Source organism: Gemmobacter lanyuensis, assembly GCF_014652355.1.
In the GTDB taxonomy this organism is placed as follows: domain Bacteria; phylum Pseudomonadota; class Alphaproteobacteria; order Rhodobacterales; family Rhodobacteraceae; genus Gemmobacter; species Gemmobacter lanyuensis.
The window spans coordinates 413977-432825 of sequence record NZ_BMYQ01000001.1; the positions used below are offsets into that span (position 1 = coordinate 413977).

The 18849-nt window shown below is 63.5% G+C and carries 13 protein-coding genes; 5 read left to right on the plus strand and 8 right to left on the minus strand.

Annotation, left to right across the window (positions count from 1 at the left end; genetic code table 11):
- Positions 1–15: 15 nt before the first annotated feature.
- Positions 16–6471 carry a Hint domain-containing protein gene (locus tag IE101_RS20030; protein ID WP_229803993.1) on the plus strand — a complete coding sequence of 2152 codons (6456 nt, stop codon included), beginning with the start codon at positions 16–18 and terminating at the stop codon, positions 6469–6471.
- Here IE101_RS20030 and IE101_RS02060 read toward each other — a convergent pair.
- The 6 genes from IE101_RS02060 to IE101_RS02085 form a co-directional block, all read right to left on the minus strand.
- The gene (locus IE101_RS02060; protein WP_189632122.1) at positions 6468–7061 is read right to left on the minus strand and encodes a nucleotidyltransferase family protein; all 594 of its coding nucleotides are present in this window, start codon (positions 7059–7061) and stop codon (positions 6468–6470) included. The genes IE101_RS20030 and IE101_RS02060 overlap by 4 nt on opposite strands.
- 46 nt (positions 7062–7107) lie before the next feature.
- On the minus strand, positions 7108–8406 hold the full coding sequence (locus IE101_RS02065; RefSeq protein ID WP_189632123.1) for a branched-chain amino acid ABC transporter permease: 1299 nt from the start codon (positions 8404–8406) through the stop codon (positions 7108–7110).
- Entirely contained in the window at positions 8406–9416 is a 1011-nt protein-coding gene (locus IE101_RS02070) for a branched-chain amino acid ABC transporter permease (RefSeq protein WP_189632124.1), read from the minus strand. The genes IE101_RS02065 and IE101_RS02070 overlap by 1 nt, the downstream gene beginning before the upstream one ends.
- 3 nt (positions 9417–9419) lie before the next feature.
- Positions 9420–10130 carry an ABC transporter ATP-binding protein gene (locus IE101_RS02075; RefSeq protein ID WP_189632125.1) on the minus strand — a complete coding sequence of 237 codons (711 nt, stop codon included), beginning with the start codon at positions 10128–10130 and terminating at the stop codon, positions 9420–9422.
- Complete coding sequence (locus tag IE101_RS02080; protein ID WP_189632126.1) at positions 10123–10911, minus strand: ABC transporter ATP-binding protein; 789 nt, start codon at positions 10909–10911, stop codon at positions 10123–10125. Before IE101_RS02080 ends, IE101_RS02075 begins: the two co-directional genes overlap by 8 nt.
- 128 nt (positions 10912–11039) lie before the next feature.
- Complete coding sequence (locus IE101_RS02085) at positions 11040–12224, minus strand: ABC transporter substrate-binding protein (RefSeq protein ID WP_189632127.1); 1185 nt, start codon at positions 12222–12224, stop codon at positions 11040–11042.
- A gap of 188 nt (positions 12225–12412) precedes the next feature.
- Here IE101_RS02085 and IE101_RS02090 point away from each other — a divergent pair, with 188 nt between their 5' ends.
- Positions 12413–13525, plus strand: a complete 1113-nt coding sequence (locus IE101_RS02090) for a PQQ-dependent sugar dehydrogenase (RefSeq protein ID WP_189632128.1) — start codon at positions 12413–12415, stop codon at positions 13523–13525.
- A 93-nt stretch (positions 13526–13618) separates the two neighbouring features.
- Positions 13619–14029: a DUF805 domain-containing protein gene (locus tag IE101_RS02095; protein ID WP_189632129.1), complete on the plus strand. Its 411-nt coding sequence runs from the start codon at positions 13619–13621 to the stop codon at positions 14027–14029.
- 4 nt (positions 14030–14033) lie between these two features.
- On the opposite strand, the gene IE101_RS02100 is transcribed toward IE101_RS02095, so the two are convergent.
- Positions 14034–15056 (minus strand): GlxA family transcriptional regulator, encoded by a 1023-nt coding sequence (locus IE101_RS02100; RefSeq protein WP_189632130.1) that lies wholly within the window; start codon positions 15054–15056, stop codon positions 14034–14036.
- A 144-nt stretch (positions 15057–15200) separates the two neighbouring features.
- On the opposite strand from IE101_RS02100, the gene IE101_RS02105 reads away from it, so the two are divergent.
- Positions 15201–16571 carry a class II 3-deoxy-7-phosphoheptulonate synthase gene (locus tag IE101_RS02105; RefSeq protein WP_189632131.1) on the plus strand — a complete coding sequence of 457 codons (1371 nt, stop codon included), beginning with the start codon at positions 15201–15203 and terminating at the stop codon, positions 16569–16571.
- 153 nt (positions 16572–16724) lie between these two features.
- Here the strand turns inward: IE101_RS02105 and IE101_RS02110 are convergent, their stop codons facing one another.
- A complete protein-coding gene (locus IE101_RS02110; protein ID WP_189632132.1) occupies positions 16725–17855 on the minus strand; it encodes a Gfo/Idh/MocA family protein in 1131 nt (376 codons plus the stop codon).
- A gap of 86 nt (positions 17856–17941) precedes the next feature.
- Here IE101_RS02110 and IE101_RS02115 point away from each other — a divergent pair, with 86 nt between their 5' ends.
- Positions 17942–18769 (plus strand): MurR/RpiR family transcriptional regulator, encoded by an 828-nt coding sequence (locus tag IE101_RS02115; protein WP_189632133.1) that lies wholly within the window; start codon positions 17942–17944, stop codon positions 18767–18769.
- Positions 18770–18849: the final 80 nt, after the last annotated feature.

Genomic DNA, 18849 nt, shown 5'->3' on the forward strand with positions numbered 1-18849 from the left:
GCAGGGGAATGAGACATGGCGACAACGTTCAGATGGTTTTTTCTTGGGAACTCCTCCCAGCAGCTGGACCCCTACGAGTGGTCAAGCAATGACGCCACGAGCGAAGGCTATGCCAATTTCGTCGGCCAAACCTATGGTTCGACCTCGAACCCGCTGTTCACGCGCATCACGACCGCGACCACCATCGACCGGAACGGCGACGGCAATCTGAACACCGCGAACACGTTGCTGAACAATGACCAGTTCACGACGAATATCGGGAACGGCACCCAGACCTTCACCTATGACGGCATTGCCACCTACAATGCGACGCTGACCTATGCCGATGGGACCACGGCACAGATCACTGCTGTGCTTGTGCAGGATACCAGCGGGAACCTGTTTCTTGCGCCGGAGATGACCAACAACACGGATACGGTGGCCTATGAGGCCAAGCCGATCCGTTCGGTCACGTTCAACAGCGTCGAGACCTACGAAAACGTCAACTTCGCCGCCGACCGCTGGGTCACGGCCTTTGACGACGGGTATATCGACGGCACGACCGGGAATGACCTGATCGACGGAAACTATGTCGAACCCGTCAACAACGGGTCGGACCGGGTCGACAACAACGATGCGGGCCTTGCAGGCAGCAGCGGCAACGATGACTTTATCCGCGCCGGTGCAGGTGACGACACGGTCGCGGCTGGCTTTGGCAATGACGTCGTTTACGGCGGGACAGGCAATGATGTCGTCGACGGGGCCGATGGCAACGACACGCTCTACGGCGAAGATGGCAATGACAGCCTGGTCTCGGGTGCGGGCAATGACTCGGCCGTGGGCGGTCTGGGCAATGATTCCCTCTATGGCGGCCTCGGCAATGACACGCTGAGCGGCGATGACGGCAATGACCTGATCGACGGTGGCGCGGGCAATGACTCGCTCCTCGGGGGTGCGGGCAACGATACCGTGGCGCCGGGCGCGGGCCTTGACACGATCAATGCCGGATCGGGCATGGATTATGTCGATTATTCAACCTCGGGCGCGGGCGTCTCGGTCGATCTGGGGGCCGGGGTTGGCAGCGGCGGGGACGCGGCGGGTGACACCTATTCGGGCGTCGATGGCATCTTCGGGTCGGAATACGGCGATACGCTGACCGGCTTTGACGGGGAATCCACGGTCGCCAACGACACTTATACCAACGTCTTCTACGGCAATGGCGGCAACGACCTGCTGTATGGGAACGGGGGGAATGACTCGCTCTACGGTGGGGCCGATCAGGATACCGTCTATGGCGGGTCGGGCAATGACTACGCCGATCTCGGCGCCGGGAACGATGTGTTTGGCACCTTCGGCGCCGATAGCGCGGGCAATGACACCGTCTATGGCGGCAGTGGCAATGACTCGATCATCGGGGGCGGCGACAGTGATCTGCTCTATGGGGATGCCGGGGCTGATACGCTGTCGGGCGGCGTCGGGAATGACACGCTTTACGGCGGGAATGATTCCGACTGGTTCATGATCACCGACGATCATGAAGGCGACACGATCTTCGGTGGTGAAGGCGGCACGGATTCCGACGCGATCGCCTTTGGCAATTACGCCACCACCCAGGGGGTGAACGTCACCTTTACGGGGACCGAGGCCGGCGGTTACAGCTTTGCGGGCAATGCCAATACCGCGGGGCGCTTCAGCGAGATCGAGGCGGTTTCCGGCACCAGCTACAATGACGTCCTGAATGCACAGGCCAGCACCGGGCCGGTCACGCTCTGGGGCAACGCCGGGGATGATACCCTTCTGGGCGGGGCGGGGAATGACAGTCTGGATGGCTGGACCGGGAATGACAGCATCGATGGCGGCGCGGGGGCCGATTCCATCGTCGGGGCCTATGGCAATGACACGCTGGTCGGCGGGGCCGGGAATGACACCCTTGCCGGTGACGACGGTGAGGACCGCCTGTTCGGCGGGATCGGGGCAGATGTCCTCACGGGCGGCGCGGGGAATGACTCGCTCGACGGTGGTGATGGCGATGACCGGCTGACCGCCGACGACGGCAATGACACCCTGACTGCGGGGGCCGGCAATGACTCGCTCTATGGTGGTGTCGGTGATGACGCGCTGTCCGCCGGGGATGGCAACGACCTTCTGCAGGGCGGCGATGGCAATGACACGGTCGATGGCGGGATCGGCAATGACAGTCTCGAAGGCGGGGCGGGCAATGACGTCCTGACCGGCGGTCTGGGCAGCGATCTGCTGACGGGCGGCGACGGGGCCGATACCATCACCGGCGATGCGGGCGACGTGATCGTTGGCGGCGAAGGCGGTGTCGACAATGACATCCTCGTGCTGTCGGATGTGCAGTCGATCGTCTATGGCGGCGGCAACAATGAGGCGGGCACTGTCACGTTCACCGGCGGCGGCACGCTGACCTTCTCGGAGATCGAGAATATCCGCATCACCGGTGCCGTGGATGGCACGTCGGGCAATGACACGATGGGCGTCGGATTCACCGATGCGCAGGGTGACATCATCGACGGTGCGGATGGGGTGAATGACACCATCTGGGGATATGCCGGAAACGACAGCATCATTGCAGGTGCGGGCAATGATACCGTTTATGGCGGGGTCGGGGCCGATACCGTTGATGGCGGCGATGGCAACGACAGCCTTCTGGGTGAAGACGGGGCCGATTCCCTGATCGGGGGCGCCGGTTCGGATACGCTCTTGGGCGGGGCCGGGAACGACACGCTGGTCGATGGCGCGGGCAATGACCTCGTCAACGGTGGCGCGGATGCCGATACCTTCATCACCACCGCGCAAGGCGGCAATGACACGCTGATCGGCGGCGAAACCGGCACTGATGCAGATGTGCTGTCCTTCAATGGTACGGCGGCGGTTAGCATCAACCTGACCGGGTCCGAGGCCGGGACGGCAAGCACCGCGACCGGCACCACCACCTTCTCTGAGATGGAGCAGTTCGTCCTGACGGATCAGGCCGATACGCTCACCGGCAGCGCGGCGACCGCAGGGCTGAACATCTCGGCCGGTGGCGGTAATGATTTCCTGGTCACCGGCAGCGGGGCCGACACCGTTCTGGGTGGTACGGGCGCGGACGAAGTTTATGCCAATGCCGGGAATGACAGCATCCTCGGTGACGCGGGCAACGATGCGCTTTACGGCGGCGATGGTCAGGACACGATCAGCGGCGGCAATGAAAATGACTACATTCAGGGCGACGCCGGCAATGACAGCCTGACCGGGGATAGTGGCGACGATTTCCTGCGCGGCGATGCGGGCAATGACACCGTCTCGGGCGGGACTGGCAATGACAGCGTCTATGGCGGTGCGGACAACGACCTTGTCTATGGCGGCGACGGCAATGATGAGGTCTATGGCGGCTTCGGGACCGATACCGTCTATGGCGGGATTGGAAACGACAGCGTTACAGGTTCGGGCGGGAACGACATCGTCTATGGCGATGACGGCGACGACCGGGTTCAGGGTTCGGACGGGAACGACACGCTCTATGGCGGCGCAGGCAATGACATCCTGCTTGGCGAGGAGGATGCCGATGTCCTTTATGGCGGCATCGGGGATTATGTCGATGGGGGTGAAAGCGTCACCACCGGAACCGACAATGATACGCTGCACGTCAGCGGGGTGCGCTCTGTCTCTTTCGATGTGACGAACCAGGAAAACGGCGTTGTCACCTTCCTCGATGGCAGCACGCTGAACTTCTACAATATCGAAAACCTGTTCGTGGATGGCGAACAGTATCTGCCACCGGATTTCGTGGTTGATGGCACATCCGGCGATGATCTGATCGACGCCAATTATACCGGCGATCCGGAACGTGACCGCGTCGATGCCGGCGACAGCCGCACCGGCACCAATGCCGATGTGATCGTGGCGGGGACCGGCAATGATACTGTCTTTGCCGGTGCGGATGATGACAGCGTCACGGGCAATGACGGCAACGACCAGCTTTCCGGTGAGGCGGGGAATGACACGCTCGTCGGTGGTCAGGGCAATGACATGCTCGACGGCGGAACGGGCGATGACCAGCTCGACGGCGGGATCGGCAAGGACACGCTCTTTGGCGGCGATGGCGCCGATACCCTGCAGGGCGGCAGCGACGATGACCTGCTCTATGGGGGCACCGGGGTCGACAGCCTTGTTGGCGGTGACGGGCAGGACACGCTGTTCGGTGGCGACGGGAACGATGCCCTTGGCCTTGGTGCGGGGAATGACAGCCTTGTCGGCGATGGTGGCGATGACCATTTCGCCGTGGGCACCGGGTTCGGCCAGGACACCGTGGTCGGCGGGGAAAGCGCAGAAACTGCGGGCGATCATCTCGATGCCTCCGATCTGAGCTCCGGCATGGTCCTTGACCTGTCGGCGGGTCTGCCCGGCGATGCCGAGGACGGGACGCTGACCATCGGGTCGGATCGCGTGACCTTCTCGCAGATCGAAAACATCAGCCTGGGCTCGGGCAATGACAGTGTGATCGGCTCGTCGGGGGCCGATCACGTGTCGACCGGCGCGGGGGCCGATACAATCCGCGGCGGTGCGGGAAATGATGATTTCGACATCGGCGCTGCTGATGGCCAGAATGACCTCATCCGCCTGGCCGACGGCGATGGCAACGACACGATCCGCGGCTTTGAAGGGCCGATCCTGAACCCGGACGGCACTTATGCGGGCCGCGACCGCCTGGATGTCAGCAACCTGACCGACGCCGATGGAAAACCGGTCAACACCGCCGACGTGATCGTCAGTGATGACGGGCAGGGCAATGCGCTGCTGTCTTTCCCCAACGGGGAAACCATCACGCTTTATGGTGTGCCCGTATCCTCCGTCTCATCGCCCGAACAGTTGGTCGCCATCGGCATTCCGATTTCGCCCGACCTCGTGGTGGATGGCACCTCCGGCAATGACCTGATGGGGCCCGGCTATGTCGACCCGCAAGGCGACATGATCGACGGGACGGACGGCGTCTTTGATGCGGTCTATGGCTACGGCGGCAATGACACCATCGACGCGGGCGCCGGGCCGGACATGGTCTACGGCGGCGACGGCGACGACAGCCTGATCGGCAATGACGGCAGCGACTCTCTGTTCGGGGAGGCGGGCAACGATACGCTTGATGGCAGCGATATGGTCGATGTCCTTGACGGGGGCATCGGCAACGACCTGCTGGTCGCGGGCGCCGGGGATGACGTGCTCGATGGCGGCGACGGCGCTGACACGCTTTATGGCGACGATGGCAACGACACGCTCTCGGGCGACGCCGGGGTCGATACGCTTTATGGCGGGGCCGGAGATGACCATCTGACCGGCGGCGGCGATGCCGATTCCCTGTTTGGGGATATGGGCAACGACACGCTCTACGGCGGGGCTGACAGTGATACCTTGTCGGGCGGCGACAATGACGACCAGCTGTTTGGTGGGGTCGGCAATGACCAGCTGGCAGGCGATGCAGGCAATGATGCCCTTTCCGGCGACGCCGGTCGGGACACGCTGAGCGGCGGATCCGGCAATGATCTTCTCTCGGGCGGCGATGATGCCGATGTTCTGATCGGGGATCAGGGCGACGACAGTCTGCAGGGCGGTGCCGGAAATGACCTTCTGCAAGGGGGCGCCGGGAACGACGTGCTTGCGGGTGGGGACGGGGTCGACACGCTGCAAGGGGGCGACGACCGCGATCTGTTCACCGATCTGGGGGCAGGTGATGCTGTCGATGGCGGCAGCGGCGGGGATGACAACGACACGCTTGACCTGCGGAGCTGGGGCAAGGATCTGACGAATATCTTCGTCGATCCGAACAACAGTGAAAACGGCACGGTCGAATTCCTTGATGCCAACGGGAATGTCGTCGGGACGATGACCTTCACCGACATCGAAACGATCATTCCCTGTTTCACGCCGGGCAGCCTGATCCTGACCTCGGAAGGGGAAATCCCGGTCGAGGACCTGCAGGTCGGGGATTTCGTCCTGACCCGGGACAATGGCTTCCAGCAGATCCGCTGGGTGGGGCGCCGCGATCTTTCGGCTGACCAGTTGGCGGCGCATCCGAACTTTGCCCCCATCCGCATCGCGCAGCATGCCCTCGGGCAGAACCTGCCCGAGCGGGACATGATGGTCAGCCCGCAGCATCGCATGTTGATGACGGGCGCGCGGGCCGAAATGTTCTTTGGGGAACATGAGGTTCTGGTCGCGGCCACGCATCTGGTGGGACAGCCCGGGATCGATCGTATGCGCCCGGACGGGATCAGCTATATCCACATCCTCTTTGATCAGCATGAGGTCATCCGCGCTGACGGTGCCTGGACAGAGAGCTTCCAGCCCGGGGACATGACGCTTGCAGGGATGGATGATGATCAGCGTAATGAGCTTTTGGCGCTGTTCCCCGAGCTGATGGACGGAACAAGCTTCCCGGCAGCACGTCGCTGTCTCAAATCACATGAGGCGCGGGTTTTGCTGATGGCCTAAGCTTCGGGCCGGGCCGCTCTCCAGGCGGCCCAGTCTTCCGGCGTATCCAGATCGGTCAGCGCGGCACGATCAGGCAGGGGAACGAGGCGCAGGCGGTTGTGTGCGGCCTGAACCACTGGGCGCGCCCCGGCATCGCCCTGAAGATCCCTCAGCGCGGGCACCAGATCTGCCGGAAACAGCACCGGATGCCCCGGCTCTGCCCCGCTTGACCCGCGCAAAAGCGCCCGTGGATCTTGCCGGTGGCAGGCCAACATCCGTTGCAACATTGGGGTATCAAGGTCAGGCATGTCCGCCGGCAGGATCATAACCGCGCCGGTCCAGCCCGCGATTCCTGCACAGATCGAGGCTGACATCCCTGCGCTTGCGTTCGCAACCAGCACCTGTTCACAGGCCAGCCCCGTCAAAGCCGCCGCCCGCAGGGGCCGGTCCGGGGGCAGGGCCACGCGCACCGGGGCGCCGGTCGCACAGGCGGCATTCACGATGCGGCGCAGCTGCGGCACGCCCGCGACCTGTTCCAGCATCTTGTCGCCGCCCCGCATCCGCGAGGCTGCCCCGGCAGCAAGGATCAGGATCAGGGGAAGGTGGGTCATCCGCAACGCCATGCAAAAAGGGCGCCGTCTCCGGCGCCCCTCGGCTTCACTTCTCGGGGATCAGGCCCTTGGGGCTGAACCTCAGCACCAGCAGCAGGATCACCCCCAAGGTCAGCAGCCGCATGTGCTGCGCGCTGTCCACGAGATGCGCCTTCAGCGGCCCTTCGGACATGCCCGATGTAATGGCCGACATGGCGACCGGACCAAGCGATTCCACGATCAGCCAAAGCCAGCCGATCAGCATCGCGCCCAGCACCGCACCCCAATTGTTGCCCGATCCGCCGACGATCACCATCACCCAGATCAGGAAGGTGAAGCGCAGCGGCTGATAAGTGCCGGGGTTGAGGATGCCGTCCATCGAGGTGAGGATCGCCCCCGCCACCCCCACCACGGCCGAGCCGAGGATGAAGATCTGCAGGTGACGCGCGGTCACGTCCTTGCCCATGGCGCGGGCGGCGTCTTCGTTGTCGCGGATCGCCCGCATCATGCGGCCCCAGGGGCTGTTGAGCGCCCGTTCCGAAAGCCAGATCACCAGCGCCAGAACGGCAAGGATCATCACCATATAGACCAGCTTGACCAGAATCGACGACCCCGTGACTGGATCGAAGCCCAGCGAAGCCGCGAAGTTGAGGAAGGTCTCATTCGCCTGAAGCTCAACTTCAAACGGGACGGGCCAGGGGCGCTGCTGAAGGTTCATCATCTTCACGCCGCGCGCCAGCCAGTCTTCGTTCTTCATCACCGCGATGATGATTTCGGCGATGCCCAGCGTGGCGATGGCAAGGTAGTCAGACCGCAGGCCAAGTGCCGTCTTGCCGATGGCCCAGGCCGCTGCCGCCGCCAGAAGCCCCCCGACCGGCCAGGCCACCAACACCGGCAGGCCCAGCCCGCCGAGGTTGCCCGAAACCGAGGGATTGATCGCCTCGACAGCCTCAACCGCCGGGTCGAACACGGCCCGGAACAAGATGAACCCCACCGTTAGCAGCGCAATCATGGCCAGACCACGGGTCCGCCCCTTGGGCATGCGTTTCCACAGGGCAACCGCTGCGGCCAGCACGGCCACGCCGATGGCAAGGCCACCCAGGATGCCCGCGCCACCGGCCGACCAGGCCTCGCGCACGGGCGGGGTGGCGACCAGCGCGACCGACAGGCCGCCAAGTGCGGCAAAGCCCATGATCCCGGTGTTGAACAGGCCCGCATAGCCCCACTGGATATTGACCCCCAGTGCCATGATCGCCGACACCAGCGCGAAGTTCAGGATGAACAGCGCCTGGTTCCAGCTGATGAACAGCCCCGTCAGCAGAAACAGAACCGCGACGCCGAGGAAGAGTTTGAGGTTCTTCGACATCAGTAGGATTTCCCCTTGAAGAGGCCGGTCGGCATGAAGATCAGCACAAGGATGAGGATCGCGAAGCTGACGGCAAATTTGTAATCCGTCGCCATCAGTTGCAGCAGCCCGTCAGGCGCCAGGCTTTCCGGCACAAGATAGGTGACAACCTTTTTCCAGGCATAGGTCACCATCACCTCGGAGAAGGCGATGACAAAACCCCCGGCAATCGCGCCCAGCGGCGAGCCGAGGCCCCCCACGATGGCGGCCGCAAAGATCGGCAGCAGCAGCTGGAAATAGGTGAAGGGGCGGAAGCTCTTGTCGAGCCCGTAAAGAACGCCCGCAATCGTTGCCAGCGCAGCAGCGATGATCCAGGTCACCTGCACCACGCGGTCGGGGTTGATGCCCGACAGCAGCGCCAGATCCTCATTGTCAGAGAATGCGCGCATCGATTTGCCGGTGCGGGTTTTTTGCAGGAACCAGAACAGCGCGGCCACCACGATGAAGGCGGTGATCACGGTCACGGCCTGGCTGCCCTTGATTGCCAGCCCCTCTTTCAGGCCGGTTGCGGCCTTGAAATCACCGGCCGAGACGAGGAATTTGCCGCCATCGGCAAAGTTCTGGTCATCGACCCCGATGATCAGGCGCACGATGCCGTTCATCACGAACATCACCCCCATCGAGACGATGACAAGGATGGTCGGCGTCGCCTTCTGGCGGCGGTAGAAGCGATAGACCATGCGGTCAGTCGTCAGCACCAGCGCCGAAGTCACGGCGATGCCGATCGGCAGGGCCAGCATGGCAGTGGGGATCACGCCCGCCGTCAGCCCGATGGACTGGAACCACCAGGTAAACAGGATCGTCACCATGGTCCCGAAGGCCATCGTGTCGCCATGGGCGAAGTTGGAAAACCGCAGGATGCCATAGATCAGCGTCACACCCAGCGCGCCAAGCGCCAGCTGCGCGCCATAGGCAAGGCCCGGCACGAAAACGAAGTTCAGAAAGGCCACGAAGGCGTTGAGGATATCCATGTCTCAGCCCCCGAGGAAGGAACGGCGGACCTCCGGGTCGGCCATCAGGGCCTTGCCGGTGTCGGTGAAGCGGTTCGCGCCCTGCACAAGGACATAGCCCTTGTCGGCAATCTCCAGCGCCTGGCGGGCGTTCTGTTCGACCATCAGGATGGAAATCCCGGTGCGCGCGATTTCGATGATGCGGTCGAACAGCTCGTCCATGACGATGGGGCTGACGCCCGCCGTCGGTTCATCCAGCATCAGCACCTTGGGCTGCGTCATCAGCGCGCGGCCCACAGCCACCTGCTGGCGTTGCCCGCCCGAAAGCTCGCCCGCGGGTTGGTGGCGTTTCTGCTTCAGGATCGGAAACAGATCGTAGACCTGCGTGATGGTGTCCTGAAAATCATCCGTACGGATGAAGGCCCCCATCTCGAGGTTCTCTTCCACCGTCATCGAGCCGAAGATGTTGTGGGTCTGCGGCACAAAGCCCATGCCCTTGGCAACGCGCGCCTGCGGTGAGAGGGTGGTGATATCCTCACCATCCAGACGCACGCGGCCTTCCCGCAGCTTCAGCATCCCGAAGACCGCCTTCATGGCCGTGGATTTGCCCGCGCCATTGGGGCCGACGATCACGGCAATCTCGCCGCGTTCCACCGCGATGGTACAGCCGTGCAGGATGTCCGCGCCGCCGTAGCCGCCGGTCATCTTGTCCCCGATCAGGAAAGGATCAGCCATTGGCTTCCTCCTTCACCTTGTTCTTCAGCCCGGTGCCGAGATAGGCCTCGATCACCCGTTCGTCGTTCTTCACCTGATCAACCGTGCCCTGCGCCAGCACCTTGCCCTCGGCCATGCAGATGACCGGGTCGCAGATGCGGGCGATGAAATCCATGTCGTGTTCGATGACGCAGAAGGTGTAGCCGCGTTCCTTGTTCAGACGCACGATGGCATCGCCGATCGTGTTCAGCAGCGTCCGGTTCACCCCTGCGCCGACTTCGTCCAGGAAGACGATCTTGGCGTCCACCATCATGGTGCGGCCAAGCTCGACCAGCTTCTTCTGACCGCCCGAAATCTGCCCCGCCTTCAGATCCGCGATATGCGAGATCGTCAGGAACTCCAGCACCTCATCGGCCTTTTCGCGGATGCGCGCCTCTTCCCGCGCCACGCGGCCGCGGTTGAACCAGGCGTTCCACAGCGTTTCCCCCGATTGCAGCGCCGGAACCATCATCAGGTTCTCGCGCACTGTCATCGAGCCGAATTCATGCGCGATCTGGAAGGTCCGCAGCAGGCCCTTGTCAAAGAGCTTGTGCGGCGGCAGCCCCGTCACATCCTCGCCATCCATCACCACACGCCCCGAGGTCGGCGGCAACCGGCCCGCGATCACGTTGAACAACGTCGACTTGCCCGCCCCGTTGGGGCCGATCAGGCCGGTGATCGAACCTTTCGCGATCTCCAGTGTCGCCCCGTCCACGGCGCGAAACCCGCCGAAATGGCGGTGCAGATTTTCAACACGGATCATCCATGTCCCCCAAATTCCAGACGTTCCGGCCAGGTTGATCCCGGTCGCGGCCATCGCCTGAAGTCTATCTAAGGCAAAGGCCCGGGCAGCCGCCCGGGCCAAAGCCGTTTCCTGTCAGGCGAGGCCGATCAGCGGTATTTCACCGTTTCCAGCTTGCCGTCCTTGACTTCGTATTCGCGGAAGTTGCCTGCGCTTTCGCCTGCACCGATCATTTCCACGGCCGTCGCGCCCACATAGTCGATGTCGGTGCCTGCGGCAATCAGCTCAAGCGCCTTGCCCAGCTCGCCCGGATAGACCGGCTCGCCCGGGGCGTTGGCGATGTCCATGACCTTGGCGGTCCAGTCCTTGCCCGCAGTGGACTTGGCGGCTTCCATCGACAGCAGCATCAGAGCGGCAGCGTCATAGCTTTCGCCCGAATAGGCGGTCGAACCGTCAAAGCCCGCGGCCTTGGCGATTTCGAGGAACTTGGCGTTGCCGGGGCTGTCGGTGCCGGGGACCGAACCGTACGAGCCGTTCAGCGGTTCGCCGATGGCCTGGACCAGGCTTTCACCGAACATGCCGTCGGGCAGGAAGAAGGTCGAGAAAGCGCCCGAGTCGACCGAGGCCTGGATCATGCCCTTGCCGCCCTGATCCACATAGCCCGCGACGACCAGTGCCTCACCACCGGCCGAGGCCAGCGCGCCGACTTCGGCCGAATAGTCGGCCTTGCCGTCCTCATGCGGGGCCGCGAGGGTCACCTTGCCGCCCTTGGCCGCATAGGCCGCGGCGAAAGCATCCGCCATGCCCTTGCCGTAGTCGTTGTTGGTGTAGGTGACAGCGACTTCCTTCACGCCACGTTCCGACAGGATGTCAGCCATGATTTCGCCCTGACGGGCATCCGACGGGGCGGTGCGGAAGAACAGGCCATCATCTTCGGCGGTCGAGAGCGCGGGCGAGGTCGCCGAGGGCGAGATCATGCCAACGCCATTCGGGCGGGCCACGTTTTGCAGAACCGCGCCGGTCACGCCCGAGCAGTCACCGCCAACGATGCCGGCCACTTTTTCCGAGGTCACAAGACGCTCGGCTGCCGACTGGGCCGCAGCCGCATCGACGCAGGTGGTGTCGCCGCGCACCGGGGCCACGGTCGAACCGCCCATGAATTTGCCCGAATCCGAGACTTCCTTGATGGCCAGTTCGGCACCGGCAGCCATGCCCGGAACGGTGGTTTCCAGCGGGCCGGTGAAGCCCAGAAGAACGCCGACCTTGACCTCTTCGGCCGAGGCAGCACCAGCCATCAGCGCGGTGGCCGCAGTGGCGAGCAGCAGTTTTTTCATTTTTGACTCCCGTGTCGGATGCGTATCCAGCAGGAAAGCTAGACTGCATGTGATCAAAAGAAAAGTGTCCTTTTCGGACCTTTTTTCATGCCTGCCGTTACGTCAGGATGAAGCCGCGCGGAACTGGCCTAAATCATATGACGTTCAGGTTGAAAACAGGGGCGCAAGGGGTGCGCCATCGGGGCAGCATGCGGAATTATCTGGAATTTTGGGGTGGGCTGCTGGCGGCGGCGGTTCTGGGGACGGGCGTCCTGGCCAGCGACATCGAGACCTCGGCCGGGCCGATGCGGATCACGGCGGTTGCGACCGGCCTTGAGGAGCCCTGGGCCATCGCCTTTCTACCGGATGGATCGGTGTTGATCACCGAACGGGGGGGCCGCCTGTTGCGCCTGACCGACGGCAAGACCACCCCGATCTCTGGCCTGCCCGAGGTTGCGGTCAAGGGGCAGGGTGGCCTCTTGGACGTGATGGTCCCGCAAGACTTTGAAACATCGCGCGAAATTTGGCTCAGCTATGCCTCGAAGGCAAAAGGCGGCCTGGCCACTGCCGTGGGCAAGGGGCGGCTTTCCGCGGATGCGTCACGCCTTGAGGATTTCCGCACCCTGTTTGTCGGCGAAGGCTATTCCGGGGAGCGGCACTTCGGCTCGCGTCTGGTTGAGGCGGCGGATGGCACCATCTTTCTGACCACGGGAGAGCGCGGCACCGGGCCGCAGGGGATGCAGGCGCAAAACCCGGCACTGGCGGCGGGCAAGATCATCCATCTGCGGCGGGATGGCAGCCCCGCCACCCATCGCGCGGGGTGGTTGCCCGGGGTCTATTCGCTGGGCCATCGCAACCTGCAGGGGGCGGCCATTGCGCCCGATGGGCGCCTTCTGACCGTTGAACACGGCGCCCGCGGCGGGGATGAACTGAACAGCATCAAGCCCGGCGCGAATTACGGCTGGCCCGTCATCACCTATGGCGTCGATTACAGCTTTCTGCCCATTGGCGAGGGAAGCGCGAAACCCGGCATGGAACAGCCGCTGCATTATTGGGACCCGTCCATCGCGCCCTCGGGCCTGATGATCTACTCCGGCAAGCTGATCCCCGAATGGGCGGGCGACATCTTCACCGGCAGCCTCAACAGTGGTTTCATCAGCCGTCTTGACCCCGACAGCGCCGTCGAAGCGGGCTATGCCGAGGAACAGATCGTGGCCGATGAAACCGGCCGCGTGCGCGACGTCGTCGAAAGCCTGGCCGGCGAGATCTGGTTCCTGTCGGTCATCGACGGGGCGCTCTATCGTCTGCGCCCGGTCCCCTGAGCCTGCACTGCCCGGCTTTGCAATCTCTGCGCGACAAGGTGCCGGGCGCGCGGTAGCATCTCTTCAGTGACAATAACACGGGAGGGACAAGCCATGACGCCAGTTGACGCAATCAAATCCGCCTACCGGAATTACATCACTTTCTCAGGCCGCGCGGCGCGGTCTGAATATTGGTGGTTCGCGCTGTTCAATGTCGTGGTCGCCACAGTGATCGGTCTGGTCGAAGGCGGCGGCAGCGGCCATATGGGCGGCGGCGGCATGATGTACAGCTACAACGCCGGGATCATCGGCACGCTCTGGTCGCTGGGGAACCTGTTGCCGGGCCTCGCCCTTGCGGTGCGGCGCCTGCATGACAAGGACCGCTCGGGCTGGTGGCTGTTGATCGGGCTGATCCCGCTCGTCGGCTGGATCATCCTGATCTACTGGTATGTCACCCGCGGCACGGAAGGGCCGAACCGCTTCGGCCCCGATCCTCTGACCTCGGCCGGGCCGGCCTATAGCTGACATGTCAGATCGCGAGCCGTGCCCCCACGCCGGGCACGGCCCCCTGCGTGCCGCGTTCGCGGTAAGGCGTGGTGTTATAGTGGCTGCGGTAGCATTTCGAGAAATGTGACGGGCTTGCAAAACCGCAGGCGAGCGCCACGTTGATCACGCTCATATCCGTCTGCATCAGCAGATTGCGCGCCTTCTGAAGCCGCAGTTCCATGTAGTAACGCTTGGGGCTGCGGTTCAGATAGCGGCGGAACAGCCGTTCAAGCTGCCGCGTCGACATGCCCACATCCTCGGCCAGATCGGCGGGCGAGATCGGGTCTTCGATCGCGGCCTCCATCATCTGGATGACTTGGCTCAGCTTGGGGTGGCGCACGCCGATCCGGGTGGGAATCGACAGGCGCTGCGTGTCCTGATCGGTGCGGATCGAATTGTAGATCAGCTGATCGGCCACGGTATTGGCCAGATCCTCACCATGATCCGCGGCAATCAGCTTGAGCATGAGGTCGATCGAGGCGGTCCCACCCGCCGTCGTCAGCCGGTTGCCGTCGATGACGAAAACCGACTTCGTCAGACGCACATCCTCGAATTCCTCGAGGAAGCCGTCCTGATTTTCCCAGTGAATCGTGGCCTTCTTGCCATCGAGCAACCCCGCCTTGGCCAGGGCATAGGCCCCGGTGCAAAGGCCCCCAATGGCGACGCCCCGGCGCGATTCCCGCCGCAGCCAGGCCGTGATCGCCCGCGTCGTGGCCCGAGTCACATCGATGCCGCCACAGACGAACAGCGTGTCGTCGCGGTCGATCTCATCCAGACCCATGTCAAGTTTGAAGGACACGCCATTGGAACAAATGGCACTTTCGCCACCTTCCCCGGCCAGTTTCCAGCTGTAGATCTCGCGCCCCGCGACGCGGTTCGCAATCCGCAGAGGTTCGATCGCACCCGCGAAAGAGATCATCGTGAAACGATCAAGCAACAGAAAGACAAAGCGCCGCGGCGCGGTGTCTTTCGTGTTCGAGGTGGCTTTGCGCGGAGACATGGACATGATGCGACCTGAATGCGTCGGTTTCGGTGCATGTAGGCAGGATTTTACCGTCCGTTCAAGGGGGGCTTGCACTGCTTGCCCCATTGCTTTTCCTTGTCACTTCACTATAGCCCTTGCGCTACCGCTAACGGACGGAGGAATGCCATGACCAAAGCCTGGTCGAAATCGGACTGGCGCGCCAAGCCGCGGATCCAGATGCCGGATTATCCGGATCAATCTGCGCTGAACGCTGTCGAGGCCCAGCTGGCAAACTATCCCCCGCTGGTGTTTGCAGGCGAGGCGCGCCGCCTGAAGAAGCAGCTTGCCGCCGCGGCCGAGGGCAAGGCCTTCCTGCTGCAGGGCGGCGATTGCGCCGAAAGCTTCGCCGAATTCAGCGCGGACAATATCCGCGACACCTTCCGCGTGATGCTGCAGATGGCGGTGGTGCTGACCTATGGCGCCAAGGTGCCGGTGATCAAGGTGGGCCGCATGGCCGGCCAGTTCGCCAAGCCGCGCTCGGCCCCGACCGAAGTGATCGGCGGCGTGGAATACCCGAGCTACCGCGGCGACATCATCAACGGGTTCGATGCCACCATCGAGGCCCGCCAGCCCGATCCGCAACGCATGCTGCAGGCCTATACGCAGGCTGCGGCCTCGCTCAACCTGCTGCGCGCCTTCTCGACCGGCGGTTTCGCCGATATCCACCGCGTCCACAGCTGGACGCTGGGCTTTGCCGAACATGACAAGGCCGAGCGTTACCGAGAGCTGTCGAACCGCATTTCCGATGCGCTCGACTTCATGAATGCGGCCGGGGTGAATTCGGAAACCGCCAATGAACTGGCGCGGGTCGATTTCTACACGAGCCACGAGGCGCTGCTGCTGGAATATGAAGAGGCGCTGTGCCGCGTCGATTCGATCACCGGGCAGAACGTCGCCGGGTCGGGCCATATGATCTGGATCGGCGACCGCACCCGCCAGCCCGATGGCGCCCATGTGGAGTTCTGCCGGGGCGTACTGAACCCGATCGGTCTGAAATGCGGACCGACCACCACTGCCGATGACCTGAAGGTGCTGATGGCCAAGCTCAACCCGCAGAATGAGGCGGGCCGTCTGACGCTGATCGCGCGCTTTGGCGCGGGCAAGGTGGGCGAGCATCTGCCGCGTCTGATCAAGGCCGTGCAGGAAGAAGGCGCCAATGTCGTCTGGTCGTGCGACCCGATGCACGGGAACACGATCAAATCCTCGACCGGCTACAAGACGCGCCCCTTCGACAGCGTGCTGCGCGAAGTGCGCGAGTTCTTTGCGATCCACAAGGCCGAGGGCACCGTCCCGGGCGGCGTTCATTTCGAGATGACCGGCAAGGACGTGACCGAATGCACCGGCGGCCTGCGCGCGGTGACGGATGAGGATCTGTCGGACCGCTATCACACCGCCTGCGACCCGCGTCTGAACGCCTCGCAATCGCTGGAACTGGCTTTCCTTGTGGCGGAAGAGCTGACCGCGCGCCGCGACGAACAGCGCCGCATCGCGATGTAAGATCCGGGTTTCGGGAAAATTCGAGAAGGCGCGAGGGGGAAACCTTCGCGCCTTTTTTCTTGGGCGGGGGAGGAAGGGGGCGCTCGCGCCCCCTCTGGCCTGCGGCCATTCACCCCCTGAGGATATTTGGACAACGGGAAGCTGCAGTCCCGGTCAGAGATGCACGCGCGTGCCACCGTTGCGGGCCGAATCTGCGATGGCGTGGATCACCCGTTCGATCCGCAGGGCATCATCGAAGTTGGGGTGCGAGGTGTCTTTCCCGGCGATTCCCTGCAGGAGGGCCGCGCATTCGATGACCTTCAGGTCATTGAAGCCGAGTTGGTGGCCGGGCGCGGGGCAGAATTCGCCATAGGGGGCATGTGCTGGCCCGGTGAGGATGGTCTTGAAGCCCTGTTCCGCCTTGGGGCCGTCGTTCTGGTAAAGCTGCAATTCGTTCATGCGTTCCTGATCGAAGACGATCATGCCTTTGGTGCCATGCACCTCGAAGCCGAGGCGCGATTTGCGGCCCCAGGCGGAGCGGGAGATCACCATGGAGCCCTGGGCGCCATTGGCGAAGCGCAGGACGACCGAGGCCGCGTCTTCGTTTTCGACGAGGCCGCGGCCCGTGCCATCGGGCAGCGGCCGGGTTTCGTGGATGGTTTGCATATCGGCGATGAGGCTTGCGATCGGACCCATCACCCCATGTGCCATGGAGACGAGGTGGGTGCCGATATCGCCAAGCGCGCCGAGGCCCGCATCGGCGAGTTTGGCGCGCCAGCTCCAGGGCAGGTCGGGGTCGGCCTGATAATCTTCATCGACCCAGCCGCGGAACTGCACCACGCGGCCGATGGCGCCGGTTTCGATCAGCCTTTGGGCATGGGTGAAGGCGGGGTTCTTGATGTAATTGTAGCCCACCATGGTGACGACGCCGCGGGCGCGGGCGGCATCGGCCATCTCCTCGGCCTGGGCGAGGGTCAGCGCCATGGGCTTTTCGCACCAGACATGTTTGCCCGCGGCGATGGCGGCCATGGCCATCGGGTGATGCAGCCCGTTCGGCGTGGTGATGGAAACCACGTCGATCGCGGGATCGTTGACAAGCGCCTGCCAGTCATCTGTGGCGGCGGCAAAGCCGAATTGATCGGCCATCGCCTGCGCCTTGCCCAACGGCGTCTCGCAGAGCATCCGCAGTTCGGGCGTCGGTGCGCCCTCGAGGATCCCGCCCAGAACCGCCTTCACGTTACGCCAGGCCAGGGCATGGGTCTTGCCCATGAAGCCCGTGCCGATTACGCCCACACCCAAAGCCATAGCAAAGCCTCCTCCTGCTTTCCGCTTGGAATATTTGTTCCATGCGTGCTAGCCTCAAACAAGGGGGGAATGTCAAGGACAGGATGATGGACAGCGCTGCACCCATGACCACGCCGGCCACGGTGGAGGAGTTCCGCGAACGCCTGGCAGAGCTGTCAGACAGCCTGCCCAAGCGGTTGCGGCAATGTGCCGATTATATCGCGGCCAATACCGACCGGATTGCTGTAAGCACCGTTGCGGAACTCGCCGCCGGGGCGGATGTGCCGCCTTCGGCCTTGATGCGCTTTTGCCAGATGATGGGTTTCTCCGGCTTTTCAGAGATGCAGAAGCTTTTCCGTGAGGCCTATAGCCCGGGCTGGCCGGATTATTCGACGCGATTGAAGAACCTCAAGGAAACCGGCGCGGGCAGCCCCGCGGCGCTGCTGGCGGAATTTGTCGAGGCCGGGCGGCTCAGTCTCGAGGCGCTGGCGAAAACCGCCGATGAAGGGTCATTGGCGCAGGCGGTTGCGGTGCTGGCCGCAGCCGAGACGGTGCATGTGGTGGGCTTTCGCCGCGCCTATCCGGTCGCGAGCTATCTGACCTATGTGTTCGAAAAGATGTCGGTCCCGTCGATGCAGCATGACGGGGTCGGCAAGCTGGACCACCGCTTTGCTCTGCGGACGGGGGATGCGCTGGTCGCGATCACCTTTGCGCCCTATTCCGAGGAAACACTGGCGCTTGCAGCCGATGCGCGGGCGCGTGGCCTGCCGGTGGTTGCCGTGACCGACCATTTGACCAGCCCGCTTGCACGCCATGCCAATGCCATCCTGACGGTGCCGGAAGTTGACTTTGGCGCCTTCCGTTCACTCTCGGCCACCATTGCGCTGGCGCTGTCGCTGGCGGTTGCGGTGGGGACTGCGCGCGGCGAGGGCTGAATTTTCTGCTTCCTCCTCTGAACAAAATGGAATAAAAATTCCAAAACGAGGATGCAGCCCGAATCTCTGGCGAGGCGGGC